Genomic DNA, 17,134 nt, shown 5'->3' on the forward strand with positions numbered 1-17,134 from the left:
CTTTCAATGGGTGACTGTGGCCGCTGGCTCGGCAAAACGTCGCTGCACTTGCAGTATTTGCTCCTTGCAGGCGATAAAGGCCTGCGCCAACTGAGGGTCAAACTGAGTCCCTGAGTGTTCTTGGATGTAATCAAAGGCCTGCTCAGTACTCCACGCCGCTTTATAGGGGCGGTCTGAGGTGAGTGCATCGAACACATCGGCAACCGCAGCAATACGGGCGCTTAATGGAATGTGCTCGCCTGCCAGCCCATGGGGATAACCAGTTCCGTCCCATCGTTCATGGTGATGGAGGGCGATTTCCTGCGCAAGGGATAACAAGGGATCGTTTTCGTCATCGAGGATCTGCGCGCCAAAACTGGTATGTTGCTGCATTTGCTGGCGCTCATCGTCTGTTAACTTACCCGGTTTCGATAGGATCGAATCTGGGATGCCAATTTTGCCAATATCGTGCATCGGCAGCGCCGTAAAATACATCTCACACCAAGCTTGGGAGTCGCAGACTTGCTCGGCCAGAATGCGCCCATAATGGCTCATGCGGGAGATATGTAATCCCGTTTCGTTATCCCGATATTCTGCCGCCAGCCCAAGCTTTTGAATAATCTTATGGCGAGTCGATTCAAGCTCTTGGGTTCGTTGCTGAACCAGTGCTTCGAGCTGCCTTGCCTGATTGCTCAAAGCTAAATGGGTTTGAGTCCGTACCTTGAGTACAGCTGGGCTGATGGGTTTGGAAATATAGTCCACGGCGCCGAGTTCAAATCCGGTTTGCTCGTCTATGGTATCTGTCTTGGCGGTCACAAACACCACGGGGATCTTGCTGGTCACAGGATCGCGTTTGAGTCTGCGGCAGGTTTCGAAGCCGTCCATCTCAGGCATCATCACATCGAGTAGGATTAACTCTGGTAATGGATGGGTGCTAGCCAGTTTTAACGCTTTCTCACCCGATGTCGCGGCGCGGATCGTATAGTGCGCCGACAGGATCCCATGAATGATCTGAATATTATCAGGAGTATCATCCACTACTAATAGGGTGGGCTTTGTTACAAATGGAGTCATGGTTTCGCCTCAACTGTGTCGGTTGGTTTCCCGTATTAATCCGGCGACGATGCTGAGAGAGCCCCAATTCGTCCCCGTTAATGCCAGTGCCAAACTAGGCGGTTAATGCTGCTTAATTCCATGAGGAATCAATATAACAATATGAAAATCATCATAAAAATATGAAGTCTACATTTTCATTTTTCAGGTTATATGATGGCGGTAGCTGTAAGCTTGACGGAAAAAATATTGCGGATTTAACGACTGGTTAAATCTTGTACTAACAGGATAATACCCCAAAAAAATGTATCATGTTGTATCTTTTGGCCTGTTTTGTTCACACTTTTAGGGATTGATACTTTTTAGTCGATGCGGTTTTTTTTACAATTGTTGCCTGTTTTATGAGCTAAAGCGCCTTTGGCCCAGTGGATAAGCGGGCTAACTGTGCTCCATCCATGATCTCGGATCCCATAAGATCCTCCGTGTTTTAGCTGTTCGCATTTCGTCTTCTCATTCTTAATACACCATTCATACCAACGGGACGGTAAGAAACTTAACCTAAGAGGAAAAGTTATGGCCGTTTTTGGCATTTCATCGGGTCGTATACACAGGACTATTCGACAAGGCTTGGCCGCCATCGGCAGGGGTCACCACCAAGCGCATCCTTGTAAGCCACTCGCTTCATTGGGTTATTTTGCGGGTCTCTTGCTGTTATCAGCTGCGCTACTGTCTGTATGGCCCAACGCTGTGCTGGCCAATGAATCATCGACGCTGCAACATCGTCAGGCGCTGGCCGAGTTGACGCCGGCGCAAAAACTCGCCCATAGCCATAGGGTGAGTCTGATCTTGGAATCCGATAGACCTTTTTGGCACCAAATCGCTAAGTTCGCCAGAATTGCAGCGATGGATCTCAATATCCAATTGGATGTGGCTTACGGCGATGGCACGCCAGACACTTTGCTCAAGCTGGGCCGTGAGGCGATAGCTAACGATGTTTCTGGGATTATTTTTGTCCCCGTTGCTGGCAAGGGGCAGGCGCTCTTAGCCGAGGCAAATCAGCAGCATATCCCTGTGGTGACCATCAATTCCGAATTTAGCCAAAGCTCATTGTCTCTGCGCACACAAAATGCCAACTGGATTGGCCGAGTGGCGATGAATAACAACAACCTTGGGCAAAACCTACTCGAAAAAATGTTTGAGCAGGAAAGCGCTGCCGAGCGCATGAATGTGCTGTTACTCGCGGGGAATAAAGATAATCACGATGTGCAAAAGCGTACTGCTGAGCTGAAAACTGCAGTGAAAAAGCAATTTGCCAATGCCAAACTCAAAGTAGTGAACACCAACTGGACGGCGCCAGCGGCGCGTGAGGCTTATCTTAAAGCCATACAACAGGATCCTAGTATCAATACCGTGATTGCCATGAATACCACTATGGCATTGGCGGTAAGCCATGAGGCCGAAGCCAATCCGCAGCGGCCCATTCCCCATATTGCTTCGTTAAGCTGGGATCATCAGCTCGCCCAAGGGATCCAAAAGGGGGCTATCGCCGCCGCTGTCGGTGGGATGGAGTTTCAGGGCGCATTTGGTCTGGTGCTGCTGTTCGATTATTTAAATGGGGTGGATATTCGCTCCAAGGGGGCGGAGTTTTTAATTACACCTTTGATCATCAGCCCTAATAACTATAACGATTACTATGAGTTACTCGACTTTGACTCACTGCAGCCCGATTTCGCCCGAGTCTCGTTGGCGCTCAATAAAAATCTGTTTCTGGTCGATTTTCGCCTAGGCGCGCTGATCCCGAATATGGATGTGCACCGCTTTATGAGCATGCTCACCGCAGAGGAAAGGGCCTTTATCAACAACAATCCCATCGTCAGGGTGGGCGTGGATCCCCATTCAGCGCCGATTGATTTTATTGATGAAAACGGCATTCACCGCGGCATGATGGCGGACTATCTTGCCGAAATCAGCCGTGTGGTACCGCTGATTTTCCAGACCTATAACGAAGGTTCCTGGCAGCAAGCGCTTGAGGAATTTAAGCTGCATAAAGTGGATATGTTATCGCTGGCCTCGGCGGATTCAGGGCGTGAGCAGTGGATGTTATTTACCGATGCCTTAAATCAGTATCCGCCGGTGATAGTGACCCACGTCGAGGGCGAGCATCCCAACAGCCTTGAGAGCCTTAAGGGCAAATCGGTCAGTGTAGTAGCCGGTGATATTACTCACACGCAGCTACTCGAAGACTATCCAGACATAGTGCTGGTGCCCGTCAGTAATTTGGAGCAAGCCTTAATGGCAGTGGATAAGCGTCAGGTCGATGCGGCCTTTGTTAATTTCCCAAGCACAGCGCACTTACTTCAGTCGCCTCCCTTTAATCACCTGCAAATTGCGGCGGCCAGCGACTACCGCTTTGGGATTTCTATGGGGGTACGTAAGGACTGGCCCGAACTGCAAAGCATTTTAGATAAAGCCTTTGCACAAATCCCGCAGGATAAGGCGCGCGAAATTCAGCACCGCTGGGTGAATGTGCAATATGACCTGGGGATTAAGAAGCAGAAAGTATTCGACTGGGCGGTGCGGATTGCCGTGGCGGTTTTGCTGGTGCTGTTTCTTTTTAGCTTGCGCAACAGACGGTTAAATAAAGATATCGTGCAGCGGATCCACACCGAGCAGCAGCTAAGCCTGAGCATGCATAAGTTTCAAGCACTGTTTGATTCGGCGGTCGATGCCTGTGTGATTACCGATAGTCAGGGGGTGATCATCGAGTGCAACAGTGCTCTACTGTCATTGCTCAAGTATCAGAGTAAACACCAACTGATTGGGCAACGCACCTTAGTCTATTACCCCGAGCAGGACGATGATGCTGCTAAACAGAGCGTGTTTGAGCAACGTCTGCAAACCGTGTTAGACCAAGGGCAGCTTAAGTTTGAGGCCGACTTTATTAACACGGCCGCCGAGGTTATTCAGGTAGACGTGACACTCAAGCGCATCGAGCTCAATGGCGAGCTATTTGTGCTGGGGTCGTACCACGATTTGTCGGAACGAAAGTTAATGAATGCCCTGCTCGAGCGTGAGCGGGATTTGCTGAAACACGTGTTAGGCAGAAGCCCGATCGGGGTCTGGATATGTATCGAAGGGGTTTGCCGTTATGTGAATGAGCAAATTACCGAGATGACGGGGCTAGAGGTGGGGCAATCAGTTTATCGGATTTTTGTGCAGCCCGATGACTACCGTTGCCATATCCGCGAATTGGATTTAAGCCAAGACAGTACCGTATTTGAGACGCAACTGTTTGATGCCCATGGCCAGCGCCGCGATGTGCTGCTGACTTCCTATCACACAGTGCAGGACGGACAAAATGCTAACCTTTGTTGGGCCTTAGACATTACCGACACTAAGTCGATTCAGGACGAACTGGCCATTGCCAAAGAGGCGGCTGAGGCGGCTAACCACGCCAAGTCGGACTTTTTAGCGAATATGTCCCATGAGATCCGCACGCCGATGAATGCGATTCTGGGGATGTCGTATCTCGTGCTACAGACAGAGCTGAACAGTAAGCAGCGGGATTATGTGGGCAAGGTGCATCAAGCCGCGGGCTCGCTGCTGGGCATACTCAACGATATTTTGGATTTTTCCAAGATTGAGGCCGAGAAGATGGATATCGAATGCACGGTATTCGATCTCGACGATGTGCTGTCTAATTTGGCTAATGTGGTGAGTTACAAGGTCGAAGAGAAAAACATGGCATTTATCTTCGATCTGCCGCCCGAGCTGCCCCGTTATTACCATGGTGATGGCCTGCGCTTGGGGCAGATCCTGATCAACTACTGCAATAACGCGGTCAAGTTTTCCCATGATGACAGCAGTGTGGTGTTAAGTTGTCAGAGTACGCAACAGGGGGATGAGGTCGAGCTGACCTTCTGCGTGGAAGATTTTGGCATTGGTATTCCCGAGCAAAAACAAGGGATGCTATTTGGCTCATTCGAACAAGTCGATGCCTCGACCTCTCGGGAATATGGCGGCACCGGGCTTGGCTTGGCCATTTGTAAGCGCCTTGCCCACTTGATGGGCGGCGAGGTGTGGTGTGAGAGTGAGTTTGGTGTGGGCAGTCGCTTCTACCTTAGGATCACACTCAACTGTGCCGATACCTATGAGCCTAAGTCGCTATTCGATGCCTTAGCGGGGGAAACCGCTAAGTTAGTCGGGCTGCACCCTAGATTAGAAACGTTACTCACAGAACATGGGATATCGGCCCAGATGCAGGTCTCGGTGGCCGACTCTGATAGCGTCATAGAATCGCTGAACCACTCAGGCACGCGCCAGCTTGTGCTCTGTGATTACAGTGCATTTAGCCCAGCGTTACTGGCTGCGCTAATGGCCAATCCCGATTCGCGGATGCTGCTGATTGGTAACCTCAGCGACCAAGACACCCTAAGGCCGCTGATTGAAAATAACCCAAGGGTGCTGTCACAAACGAAACCACTGACGCCTATTGCCATAGGTAATGCCCTGTTATCCCTGCTGGGACACAACAATGAGCATGGCAGACAAGTGCAGCAGGACCACTCTCTGCACGCCCTGAAGACTCAGTTAGCGGGGGCCGAGGTGTTACTGGTTGAGGATAATCAGCTCAATCAGGAGCTGGCGGTAGAGCTATTACGCCAAGCGGGCGTGAATGTCACTGTGGCGAATCATGGGCTTGAGGCCATTGAGCGCATCGAGCAGCAGTACTTCGACTGTGTGCTTATGGATTGCCAGATGCCAGTGCTCGATGGTTACGAGGCGACTCGCCGGATCCGCGAATTGCCTGAATTTGCCAATCTGCCGATTTTGGCCATGACGGCCAATGCCATGTCTGGTGACATTGAAAAAGCGCTGGCGGTGGGGATGAATGACCAAATCACTAAACCTGTGCATGTGAAGGATCTCTACACGGTTATGGCGCGCTGGATAACGCCAAAGCAGCGTAAACCAGTGCCCTTGGTATTAAAGCGAGCGAGCACAGGCCATGGCCTGCCGCAGCTCGATGGCTTACAGACTCACAATGGTCTTGCGCTTTGCGATCATAACGAGTCGCTCTACAGTCATTTGTTGGGGTTATTTATCAACACCAGCAAGACACTGCTCGGGCAGCAACAGCGCGCCTGGCAGGACGAAAATGCCGATGAGCTGCGCTTAAGCTTGCACACCTTAAAGGGCGTTGCCGCCAATGTCGGGGCGGTGGAGATCAGCCGCCAAGCCGGTGAACTCGAGCAGCAATGCCACACGGCGCAGCAGAGTTTTACCGTGGAGTTACACGATCAACTGTTGGCGCTACAAACCGAATTACAGTGTTTGGTCAATGGCTTGGAGCTTTGGCATCAACAGCTCAGCACTAAGGATGAAATCTGTCTGGATGATGACGCCTTAAGTGGACTGATGGAGCAATTAGAAAACAGCCTGCTGGAATACAACACCAATGCTCTGGAATGGGTGAATAAGCTTATCCATGCGCCGCAGTTTCAGTCCCAGGCGAGTGTGCTTAAACAGTTAAAAATGGATGTTGAACTGTTTGATTTTGAACAGGCATTAACGCGACTGCACACACTTAAATTGGCGCAGGAGGAAGTATGCAGTTAGGTCAGATGCAGTGTTTGATCGTCGAGGATATGGATGCCCTGCGTAAGATTATGGCTGAGCAGCTGCGGCAACTCGGTTTTGGTCAGGTGTTACAGGCCGATTGCGGTCGCCAAGCCTTGGACGTCTTACAGCGTCATCAGGTCGAGTTGTTGCTGCTGGATTGGAGCATGCCCGATGGCGATGGCCAAGAGTTACTCGAGGGCCTGCGTCAGCAGGAAAAATGGCGGGACTTACCCATTATCCTCGTGACGGCCAATGCCCATCGAGGTTTAGTGGACGTGGCAATGAAATACCATGTCGCAGACATTATCGCTAAGCCTTTTAACTCTAAAACCTTGCAGGGCAGAGTGTTACAGGCGCTCACGCGTCGGCATAAACGCACTCAAGTCGCGCTATCTTCAGCGATGGCGGCTAAAGTAGAAACAACGGCGACAACTGAAACGACGCCCGCCTTGAATGTGGTGCTGGTGGTCGATGATATGCCGGATAATCTGGCCTTTATGGCGGGGCTCTTAAATGACGAATATAAGGTGTTGTTTGCTAAGGACGGTAAGGCAGCGCTAAAAATTTGCCAATCGGCGACGCCGCCCGATGCGGTGTTGTTAGATGTGATGATGCCCGAGATGGACGGACACCAAGTGCTGCAAGCCTTGAGATCTGAGCCTAAATCGGCGCAGATCCCAGTGATCTTTGTCAGCGCCCTCGGCGAGGTTGAGCATCATCTACAGGGGCTTAGAGGCGGCGCGATAGATTACCTCACTAAGCCAGTACAGCCAGAGATCTTAAAGCTCAAACTGGCGAATGTGCTAGCACAAATGCAGCGCCAGCGGACATTACAGCAAGAGTGCGACGAGATGCAGCGTCTGGCACAACTCAAAGACAATGCCGATGGCATCATGAGTCACGATCTTAAAAATCCGCTGGCGACCATCAGCGCGCTGGCGCAAAAGCTCGCGCAGGATAAAAGCTGTCCTAAGGAGTGGCTGCCCAAGATTAATTTGGTCGATGAACTGGCCCTACAGTCGATCAACACCGTGAATTTGACCTCGGATATTCTGCGTATCGAGGCGGGGCAATATGCCTTGGATGCCGAGTGGTTTTCGGTGCATGAAATGCTTAAGCAGTTGCTGCAGGCGGCGCAGCTAACCTTTCACAGCAAACAGTTAGTGGCGTATTTGTTACCCGACGAAGACCCTTGCAGCAGCTTCGATGTGATGGGCGACCCCAAGCTCTGCCATCCTATGCTGTTCAATCTGCTAAAAAATGCCTTCGAGGCGGCGCGCCCTAAGACTAAGGTGGCGATTTCGCTATCGCGCCAGGAAGGTGATGTACTGATCGCTATCGAGAACACAGGCGCCGTGCCCGTCGATATCCGTGAACAGTTTTGGGAAAAATATGTCACTCAAGGCAAGGCAGAGGGGCTAGGCATAGGCACCTATGCGGCCCGTTTGTTTGCTCGGGCGCAAAAGGGCGAGGCTAATCTCGTGGTGGATGATACTAAGTTACTGACTCGAGTTGAGCTCCGTCTACCCGCCGCCGTCGATGTCGTGGTTGCCGAGTGATAAAGGCACAACAAAAAGGGCAAGCCTTAGCTTGCCCTTAGCGCGTTAGAGTTTACTGATATCGACGTTTAAACCGTCCAAGTGTTTTAGGATTTCAGGATTCACATTGGTGTCGACACGCCCACCTAAGTGCTCGGCAAAAAACTGCTCAGTGGCGACAATCGAGGCCAGTTTATTGGCTCGCTTACTGAATCCATGCCCTTCATCTTTTGCCAGTATGTACTTAACTGGTAAAGACTTTTGATACATCTTCTTGGCAATATTGTCTGATTCTATTTGGGTGACGCGTGGGTCATTCGCACCTTGGATCAGCATCAATGGTGCCTTGATGTTATCGACATAGTTAATTGGCGAGCGTTTTTCCATATCTTGTTTCTGCTCGGCAATCTGTGGGTCACCCACCGACTCAAACCATTGACCTAAATAGGGGCGCCAGTAGTCGGGGAAGGAATTCATCAGCGTCACTAGACTCGATGGCCCCACATAGGCGATCACCGCTTGGTACAAGTCAGGTGTAAAAGTCGCGCCAGACAGCGCCGCATAGCCACCGTAGGAGGCTCCAAAGATCCCTAAGCGCTGTTTATCGGCAATGCCCTGCGCCACTAAGTAGTTAGCTCCGTCGGTGAGATCGTGCTGCATGCTGCCAATCCCCCAATTATTGTTGCCTAAGTTTAAGAATTTCTTACCGAACCCCGTCGATGCACGGAAGTTCGGTTGCAACACCGCATAGCCACGGTTGGCATAAAACTGGGCAATCGCGTGGAAGTAACCCGAGTCGAGCGTCCAAAAATCCCGTGCCCAAGGGCCGCCATGGGGCAGGATAATGGTCGGCAGCTGCGTCTGTTTACCCTTAGGCAGTGTTAAATAGGCTTGGATTTTCACGCCGTCCCGCGCGGTATACACAATCGATTGGCGTGGCGAGAGTTGATCCGCAGGAATGCTGGCTGGAATGTCCACTAACAGATGGATATCCCCTGTGGCGGCATTGTATTGATAGTCCGCGCCCGCGGCTCTGTCGCTGGCGACATGGATTTGCCACAGATGGGTTTTCTCGTTCATCTCGCCAATCGTGATTTCAACATCTTGATTAAAATGACGATTAATCACATCCCAATGGCGGGCAAACTCGGCATCTAAGGGATAAACTCGCAAACGGCCGCCATAGTAAGCCACGGCTAATGGCTCGCCCGCATCGTTAAATTGCACCGAATAGACGTCGGCCTCGTTGTCGGGATCCTTGTGCAGCGTTTCATATTTACCCGTCATCAGGTCGACTTTCAGCAATTCCTGCTTATCGCGATCACCGATATTGGCGCTGATATAGGCGAGTTTTTTGTCATCGTTCACTTTAAGAATATCGATGCTCTCACCCTTGGCGCTTTGGATGATCTTGCGCCAGTTGCCGTCGATCAGCACATATAAGGCATTGGTGTTATCGAGATTACTGCTGCTGGCAATCACAGGTTTACCCTGCTTGTTAAACTTCACTTGAGTAAAGCTCAGTTCGTTCTTCAGGATTGGGGTTAACTTGCCATCGTGGATGTTGAGCAGATAAATATCCATACGGCTCGAATCGTCGTGGTTGGCTTGAACAACCAGTAAATCAGGATTGTCTTTTACCTGCTCGAGCACGCTGTATTGCACATTGTCCTTATGGGTTAAGCGTTGCTCTTTGGCGGTGATCTTGCCCGCGTGTTCTTCAAAGCTCAGCTTGTAAATCTGGGTGTTCTCATTACCGCCTTTGTCCTTCATAAAGAACAGGTCATTGCCCTTGGCGGACCATTCGAAGTCGCGAATAGGTTCGGCGGAGGTGGTCAGTGGCGTAGCACTGGCAAGATCGGCCTTATCGGCCATCAGGAAGATATTACTGGCCCCTTGATACTCCTTCACAAAGGCGAGCCACTTGCCATCGTCGGACATTTTTAAATGGCGAATGCTCTGCTCGTTAAAGAAGTTTTCGATAGGAATTAACGGCGCTTCGGTTTGCTGCGTCGCGGCAACTTGAGGTTGTGCATTTTGGGTATCAGCGGCGCTGCAACCCGTCAGTAGCAGTGCGGCGGCAATGGCAGCACTGCATAACTGACTCGTGAATGGAAATTTTTGCATTGTCGTCACCTGAGTGTGTTGAAATTGAAAACATGCTAATACGAAAATTAATTATCGTAAAACAATAAATTTATATTTCTTTGTAATATTTTTTGTCGAAGGATTATACTGATGCACGTTCGCTAAGAATTATCTAGGGTGATGTTTGGGTGAGTTGATGAATCAAAATTTTAAAAAATTAATAAAAATCAGTGAGTTTTGCCGCTGGCTGGTGCTCTTTTCGGCGGTGGCCATTGTCGGCTACTTGTTTTATTGCTATTGGGCCTACGACGATATTCGCTTCAATAGCAGTAACACCCAGTTGCTCGAGTTATGGCACCTCGCAAGCGCCAACAGAATGCTGTTGCTTGCAATGCTAACCCCATTATTTATCACATTTTTATTAGGAGTCTATTGGCTGCAACGGCTCTTATCCTGCTATCAGCGCGGCCTGTTTTTCAGTGATGAGAGTATGAAATGTTACCTATGGCTAGTGTGGTTAAAAGTGGCGGCCTTAGTGTTCGAGATGCTGCAAACCTTAGGGATAGGTATCTATCATCAGTCATTTTTTGAAGAAGGTCGTATCGAACTGGTGCTCGATTTTGGCAATATATCGACGATTTTACTGATGTTGCTGATCGTGTATTTGCTTAAAGCCGCCCGCGATTATGAGGCGGAAAACCAAGAGTTTGTTTGATTTTGAATATTATCGTTAATTTAGACGTCATGATGGCGGTGCGAAAGGTGAGCTCTAAGGAGCTGGCCAAAGCGGTGGGCATTACCGAGGCTAACTTGTCCCTGTTAAAACGGGGCAAGGTCAAAGGGGTGCGTTTCGATACCTTGGCGAGTATCTGTGAATACTTGGCCTGTCAGCCGGGGGATATTTTGGAATACCGCAAGGATGCCGAACAAGACGCGTCGGACTAAGGAAGTGGCCTAGGCTGCATGCTGTTTATAGATGCTGTGCAGCCTAGGTTTGCGGTTTTACGCTTTAACTAACTGAGTTAAATCCGCAGGGCGATAGTACACCGACTTTAATACCTTGCCTTGGCGCACGACTTTACCGGCCATTTCCACATCTTTAGCGCATTTGGCGATGATAAACTCGCCCTTTTTGCTGCCAACGATTTCAACGCCTTGCTCGGCATAGAAGGCGATAGTCTCTGTCAGTTCCTGCTCATTGCGGCACACTTTGCTCATGTTGCTCGAATGCACTTCATCCCAGCAGGCGATAAAGTCGATTTCACGGTTTTTAGCCACACACAGCAGCAAGTCGATAAGGTAGCTGATCTCTAGGCGGTCACTCATTTGGGCCGCGCCTAAATGCACTAAACGCCCCATTAATACATACACAGAATCGACAATGGCATCGGCCTGCTCGATACGGCTATCGGCTTCGGCAAGTTCGGTTAATTCTTCAATAATCAGTGAAGTATGTAGCGTGTCGGCCTTTTCATCCAAGGAGCTAGCATCGTTGACGGCGAGGTCGAAGGTGCTGCGAAACTCACTGATATCACGGTACAAGTGGTCATAAATAGGTTGAGTTAAACAAGTGAGTTTCATCGGGAAGCCTTAGATTTTATCAATGGGTTTTACGAATGGATTTGCAAAATCGATTCATGGATAACAGCGGCAATTCTAAAGAAAGGTGGCGCAGAATACAAAGCGAGTCCGCCTTGGGGTAAAAATACCTGCTGCCAAATCGTGGAGCTGCGGGCTTCGGTATGCGCTGGGTGTAAGTGTGCTCAGTAGCTATCTGTCGTGGCTTTGTGCTATTGGCCAAGCTAATTCATTCTATTTGGCATCGCGAATACTGATCTTGGCTTGTGTTAGAGGTGTTTACCTACTCAGTGTTGTAATTAGACTGTATTAAAGACTTTGCATTAACTTTCTATCATAAAGTGTGAGTTTCTTTTACATCCCACCATATCGCCAGTTACACTGCCTCGCCATGCTGGAAAGCATTCGAATAGCCAAAATACCAAAAATACAAGAATAACAACGGAAGGAGTCTCATATGTCGGACCGCCTGATCCCCGCCATATTACTGTCGACGACAGTACTGACAGGGTTAACTGCCTGTGGTGATAACACCAAGGAAACCGCCGCTGCAGCCAGCGACAATGCTGCAAAAGTACAAACCAGCGCAGCGCCTGCTGCCAGCCAAGCCGCCATGCCAATCGGCATTAACCTCGCGGCAATGTCGTCTAAGGTTAAACCCGGCGATGATTTTTATACCTATGCCAATGGCGAGTGGATGAAAACCACTGAGATCCCCGCCGATCGCTCAAGCACGGGTGCATTTCTAGTGGCTTTCCAAGAGACGGAAAAGCATAAAACCAGCCTGATCGCCGACTTGGTCAAGGCCGAACACGCCGCTGGCAGCGATGATGCACGCATTGCCGATTTCTACAAGGCGTACACTAATACTGCGGCAATCGATGCGGCGGGCATGAAGCCAATGGAAGCCGATTTAGCCCGCTATCAAGCCATTGCGGATAAACACGCCCTATCTGCGGCGCTCGGTGCTAACCTGCGTGCCGATGTGGACCCTCTCAATGCCACCGACTTTTTCACCGAAAACCTCTTCGGTATTTTCGTGACTCAAGGTCTGGCGACGCCGGGCGAAGTGCTGCCTTATATTCTGCAAGGCGGTTTAGGTTTACCCGAGCGTGAATACTATCTCTCGGACGACCCTAAAATGGTCGAGATCCGCACCGCTTACCGTGCCTATATCGAGACCCTGCTGACCGATGCGGGCATCAGCGATGCCGCAGCCCGTGCCGAGCGCATTTTTGCCCTCGAACACAAGATCGCTAGCGCCCACGCCAGCCGTGAAGACAGTGAAGATTTCACTAAGGCATCGGGTGTGTGGAGCCGCGCCGACTTTGATGCTAAAGCCCCTGGCATCGACTGGACAGCGTTTTTAGATGCCGCGCAGCTTGGCAAGCAAGACAGATTTGCCGCCTATCACGCCAGTGCTATTACGGGACTGTCGGCGCTGGTGGCCTCTGAGCCGTTGGATGCGTGGAAAGACTGGTTGGTGTTCCACCATATCAACAGCCACGCCGATGTATTGCCTTCGGCTATCGATAACGCTTCTTTTGCCTTTAACGGCACTAAGCTATCGGGCACCCCTGAGCAGCGCAGCCGTGATAAACGCGCCTTGAGTGCCTTGGATGAATACCTGGGTGATGCCGTGGGCCGCGCCTATGCCGAGCATTATTTCCCTGCCTCGGCCAAGGCCGAAGTCAGCACTATGGTGGATAACATCGTCAGTGCCTTTGGTAAGCGTGTCGAAAAACTCGAGTGGATGGACCCTTCAACCAAGCAGGAAGCCTTAGCTAAGGTTGCGACCATCGCCGTGGGCGTGGGTTATCCTGATAAATGGCGCAATTACGATGCCTATGCGGTATCGCCAACTAATGCCTATGCCAATGCTATCAATGGTGAAAAGGTGGAATACGCCCATCAACTCGCCAAAATCGGCAAACCTATGGACAAGGGCGAGTGGTGGATGACGCCGCAAGTGGTTAACGCGGTTAACCTGCCAGTGCAAAATGCGCTTAACTTCCCTGCGGGGATTTTGCAGCCACCATTCTTTGATGCTAAGGCCGATGCAGCCTATAACTATGGCGCGATTGGCGCTGTGATTGGCCATGAGATCAGCCATAGCTTCGATAACAATGGTGCGGCGTTCGACTCGACTGGCGCTATGCGTAACTGGTGGACGCCAGCGGACTTTGCACAGTTTGCTAAGCAGGGTGAGGCATTGGCGAAGCAGTTTGATAGCTATGCACCATTCCCGGATCTGCATGTCAACGGCAAGCTGACCTTAGGTGAAAACATTGCCGACGTGGCGGGCTTAGCGGCCGCGCTCGATGCCTACCATGCTTCGCTTAACGGCAAACCTGCGCCAGTTATCGATGGCTTTAGTGGCGATCAACGCTTCTTTATCGGCTTCGCGCAAACGTGGGCGACTAAGATGCGTGACGAAGCTTTGCGTGCCCGCGTGGCGACCGATGGTCATGCCCCTGGCATGTACCGTGCGCTGACTGTGCGTAACTTAGACGCTTGGTACACAGCCTTTGATGTGAAGCCCGGCGATAAGCTGTACTTAGCCCCAGAGGATCGCGTGAAGATCTGGTAAGCGTAAGTTGATAAAAAGGGAACCCTAGGGTTCCCTTTTTTGTTAGCGATTTTGCAGTCGATTGTAGTCCAGCCAACCGCTCTCAATCGGGTGACTGTCGAAAAAGGCTTGGTTGAGTTTATCGCTAAAGGCCCAGAAACGCGGATCGGTACGGCGCACCGCCGCCAAATCCAATAACGCCTCGTAGTCTTTTTCGGTTTGCATGCCTTCGACCTTGGCCACAACTTTGGCTAAGTCCTGCTCCTTAATATGCCAGAAGGCTTCGGGGTAACTGCCCAAAAGTCCGCGCACTAGCGTGACATCATCCTTGGCGGGATCGCGGTTGCTTTCCTCATTGAATAGGCTCGAAATATTTCGATGGGCACTGTTACGTACTAAGGTAAAAATTTCCGCTTTGCCCGTTTTTTCAGGCTCAATCATGATCATCGTCAGCTCGGGTAAAAGGGTGGCTTGCGTGCCTTTGACTCTGCCTAGCGCCTGCAACAATGCCTTGCTGTTAGGTTGCAACTGACTGAGTGCGATTTGATAGCGTTGGGGCTGAACTTCACCGACCTTAGCGGCCAATTTTTGATAGAGTTCGGCCTTAAGATCGTCCGTGTAGTAGAGCACGCCCGTGGGTTGATTGAAGGTATTAATATCCCCTGCAATAAAGGCGGTTAGCTGGGTGCCCGCATCCTGATACCAGTCTTTAAACTGCTTACGGCGCTCCTCTTGGGGCAACAAGGTCAAGAAGTTAGACTCGCCCTCCATCCGTAAAAAATCCATATACAGGCGGGTGAGTAGCTGGTGGCCGTAATTGCCATACACATCGAAACCGGCGACTAGGAGGTAGTGAATGCGCTCCAGCAGGGCATAATCGATCACCCAAGCCGTCTTGGGAGATTCTCCCACTAACCCTTTGACCACAGTGGCATTATCGAAATGCCTAAATACCGTCAGGCTAGCATTATCATTACTGCCTTCTCCGTCCCATAAACCATCGATAGTAAGGTGGCGACCATTTTTAAACTTATGATTTAAAAACTGATTTCGTGCCCGCATATACTCGCCCTGTTTGGAGGCGTATTTCACCCAAGTCACGGCAAGGGCGGTGCTTTCTTCCTCGGCGGGCATACGTAGGTTCTCGATTTGGCCCTGATAGAAGTCAGTAAAGTCGCTGTCGTCCATATATTCTGGGGTGACAAAGTAAACCCAAAATCTATCGTTGATCACATTGAGGGCGACCTGACCACGGCAAACCGGCCCCTTGATAAAGCCCATAATAGTGTCTTGGGCGCGGGTAAGCATAAAGCGATAACGCGAGCCTGCGGGCAGTTGAATAAAGGCCTCGAAGGGATTGGCCGCCACGCTCGGCGCATAGCTTGGCAGCGAGCTGACTTGGTACTTGGCATCGATAAACCACTGCTGCCAGTTTTGCAGCACAGTGTTATTCAAGGCGTAGGGAATATGGGTCTTATCGACGATCGTGGCGTGATAGGGCTTAAAGCGGTAATACACCCGCGACACTTGCGGATCGTCGAAGGGGCGGCGACTGGCAATCAGATCAATCGGTTTGCCCGGCGGCGTGCGTGAGCGCACTAACTCGAAGTAAGCCGCGGGAGCATCGGCCGCGGTTAACGACTCAAAATATAGGTGGAAGGCAAATAAGTGCTCGTAAATATAACGGGCGCTCAGTTGCGCCTTGAGGCTGTCGGCATTTAAGAACTGCTCCCAGCGGGCAATTTCTTGATTAAACTCGGCGCTGAGCGCGGGTGGCGTCGGCAACACTGCACCCTGTTCGAGCCATTGCATCAATACTTTATGTTCCTGCTGATTGAGCGCAGGCAAGCCGTAGGGCATACCCGCAAGCGGTTGGTATTGCTCGTATTTGTCCATTTCCTCAATGCTGGCGCACTGCTGAACCCGATCGAGGCTAAAGTCGAAATTTTTATCGAGCAGTTTAGTGTCCGGCAGGGGATGGGCCTGTTTTAGCGTGAGCATCCGCGCCAGCACTGAGGCCTGAGTATTGGCCTGTGGGGTCTGGGCGCGCTCATTGAGCACGGGATAAAAACCGCGTTCGCGCCAAGCTTCAGGCGTGTGGGCATCGACAAATAACCGATTTGGTGTTGCCGCCATCAAGCGGGTGCCCTGATAGACTTTTTCCTTGTTCGCGCCCCGTTCAATCCCCTCACTGGAAGTCATTTTAAGTTGGCAGGGCGCATCGTAACAGGCATGGCAAACCACGCAGCGACCGTTGATGATAGGTTCAACAGCCGAATGATAAGTCTTTGTTTGTGCTGTGAGTTCACTCTGGATTGGCTGATTATCGGCCCGCGTCAGCGGCGAGCTTTTACCGTAAAGATTATCAAAATCCACTTGAGCGACGCTGGCACAACCCGTGACCGCTAACACTAGGGCCAATAGCCAACGTTTCCAGACTGCATTTATCGGATTCATATCCACTCCTTTGCCCGACTGATGAGCTTTATCCATGCCTAATCTGCAACACTCTAGCAGAATAGTCTGAACAAGTTGAATTTACGGCGTATTTTTTGTTTTTTCGACGATTATCGTCCCGCCAGTACGTCTTTATATGTTTATTTTGTGTTTTATCAAGGTTACATAATGGTACGCATTTTTTTGCGGAGTTTTGTTATATCTAGTAGCGCACCTCTGTGCGTAAAAAAATAACTATATAATTCTGAAG

9 protein-coding genes are annotated in these 17,134 nt (G+C 50.6%); 5 read left to right on the forward strand and 4 right to left on the reverse strand.

All coding sequences use genetic code 11. The features are described from left to right. Positions 1-3: 3 nt before the first annotated feature. Complete coding sequence (locus tag N5E87_RS02530; protein ID WP_279774998.1) at positions 4-1,053, reverse strand: two-component system response regulator; 1,050 nt, start codon at positions 1,051-1,053, stop codon at positions 4-6. A 552-nt stretch (positions 1,054-1,605) separates the two neighbouring features. Between N5E87_RS02530 and N5E87_RS02535 the strand changes: the two genes are divergently transcribed. Continuing rightward, positions 1,606-6,651, forward strand: coding sequence for a transporter substrate-binding domain-containing protein (locus N5E87_RS02535; protein WP_279775000.1), 5,046 nt, complete (start codon positions 1,606-1,608; stop codon positions 6,649-6,651). After that, positions 6,642-8,213 (forward strand): response regulator, encoded by a 1,572-nt coding sequence (locus N5E87_RS02540; RefSeq protein ID WP_279775001.1) that lies wholly within the window; start codon positions 6,642-6,644, stop codon positions 8,211-8,213. Before N5E87_RS02535 ends, N5E87_RS02540 begins: the two co-directional genes overlap by 10 nt. A 45-nt stretch (positions 8,214-8,258) precedes the next feature. Here the strand turns inward: N5E87_RS02540 and N5E87_RS02545 are convergent, their stop codons facing one another. Beyond that, positions 8,259-10,319, reverse strand: a complete 2,061-nt coding sequence (locus tag N5E87_RS02545) for a prolyl oligopeptidase family serine peptidase (protein ID WP_279775002.1) — start codon at positions 10,317-10,319, stop codon at positions 8,259-8,261. Between the two features lie 157 nt (positions 10,320-10,476). Between N5E87_RS02545 and N5E87_RS02550 the strand changes: the two genes are divergently transcribed. Continuing rightward, positions 10,477-10,995 (forward strand): DUF2975 domain-containing protein, encoded by a 519-nt coding sequence (locus tag N5E87_RS02550; protein ID WP_109286855.1) that lies wholly within the window; start codon positions 10,477-10,479, stop codon positions 10,993-10,995. Between the two features lie 2 nt (positions 10,996-10,997). Further along, positions 10,998-11,225, forward strand: coding sequence for a helix-turn-helix transcriptional regulator (locus N5E87_RS02555; RefSeq protein ID WP_086903013.1), 228 nt, complete (start codon positions 10,998-11,000; stop codon positions 11,223-11,225). Positions 11,226-11,282: 57 nt separating this feature from the next. On the opposite strand, the gene N5E87_RS02560 is transcribed toward N5E87_RS02555, so the two are convergent. After that, entirely contained in the window at positions 11,283-11,861 is a 579-nt protein-coding gene (locus tag N5E87_RS02560; RefSeq protein ID WP_086902998.1) for a nucleoside triphosphate pyrophosphohydrolase family protein, read from the reverse strand. A gap of 454 nt (positions 11,862-12,315) precedes the next feature. Here N5E87_RS02560 and N5E87_RS02565 point away from each other — a divergent pair, with 454 nt between their 5' ends. Next, positions 12,316-14,448 carry a M13 family metallopeptidase gene (locus tag N5E87_RS02565; protein ID WP_279775003.1) on the forward strand — a complete coding sequence of 711 codons (2,133 nt, stop codon included), beginning with the start codon at positions 12,316-12,318 and terminating at the stop codon, positions 14,446-14,448. 42 nt (positions 14,449-14,490) lie between these two features. On the opposite strand, the gene N5E87_RS02570 is transcribed toward N5E87_RS02565, so the two are convergent. Further along, positions 14,491-16,884, reverse strand: a complete 2,394-nt coding sequence (locus N5E87_RS02570; RefSeq protein ID WP_279775004.1) for a fatty acid cis/trans isomerase — start codon at positions 16,882-16,884, stop codon at positions 14,491-14,493. Positions 16,885-17,134 lie beyond the last annotated feature (250 nt).

It is taken from the genome of Shewanella sp. GD03713 (assembly GCF_029843705.1).
Classification (GTDB): domain Bacteria; phylum Pseudomonadota; class Gammaproteobacteria; order Enterobacterales; family Shewanellaceae; genus Shewanella.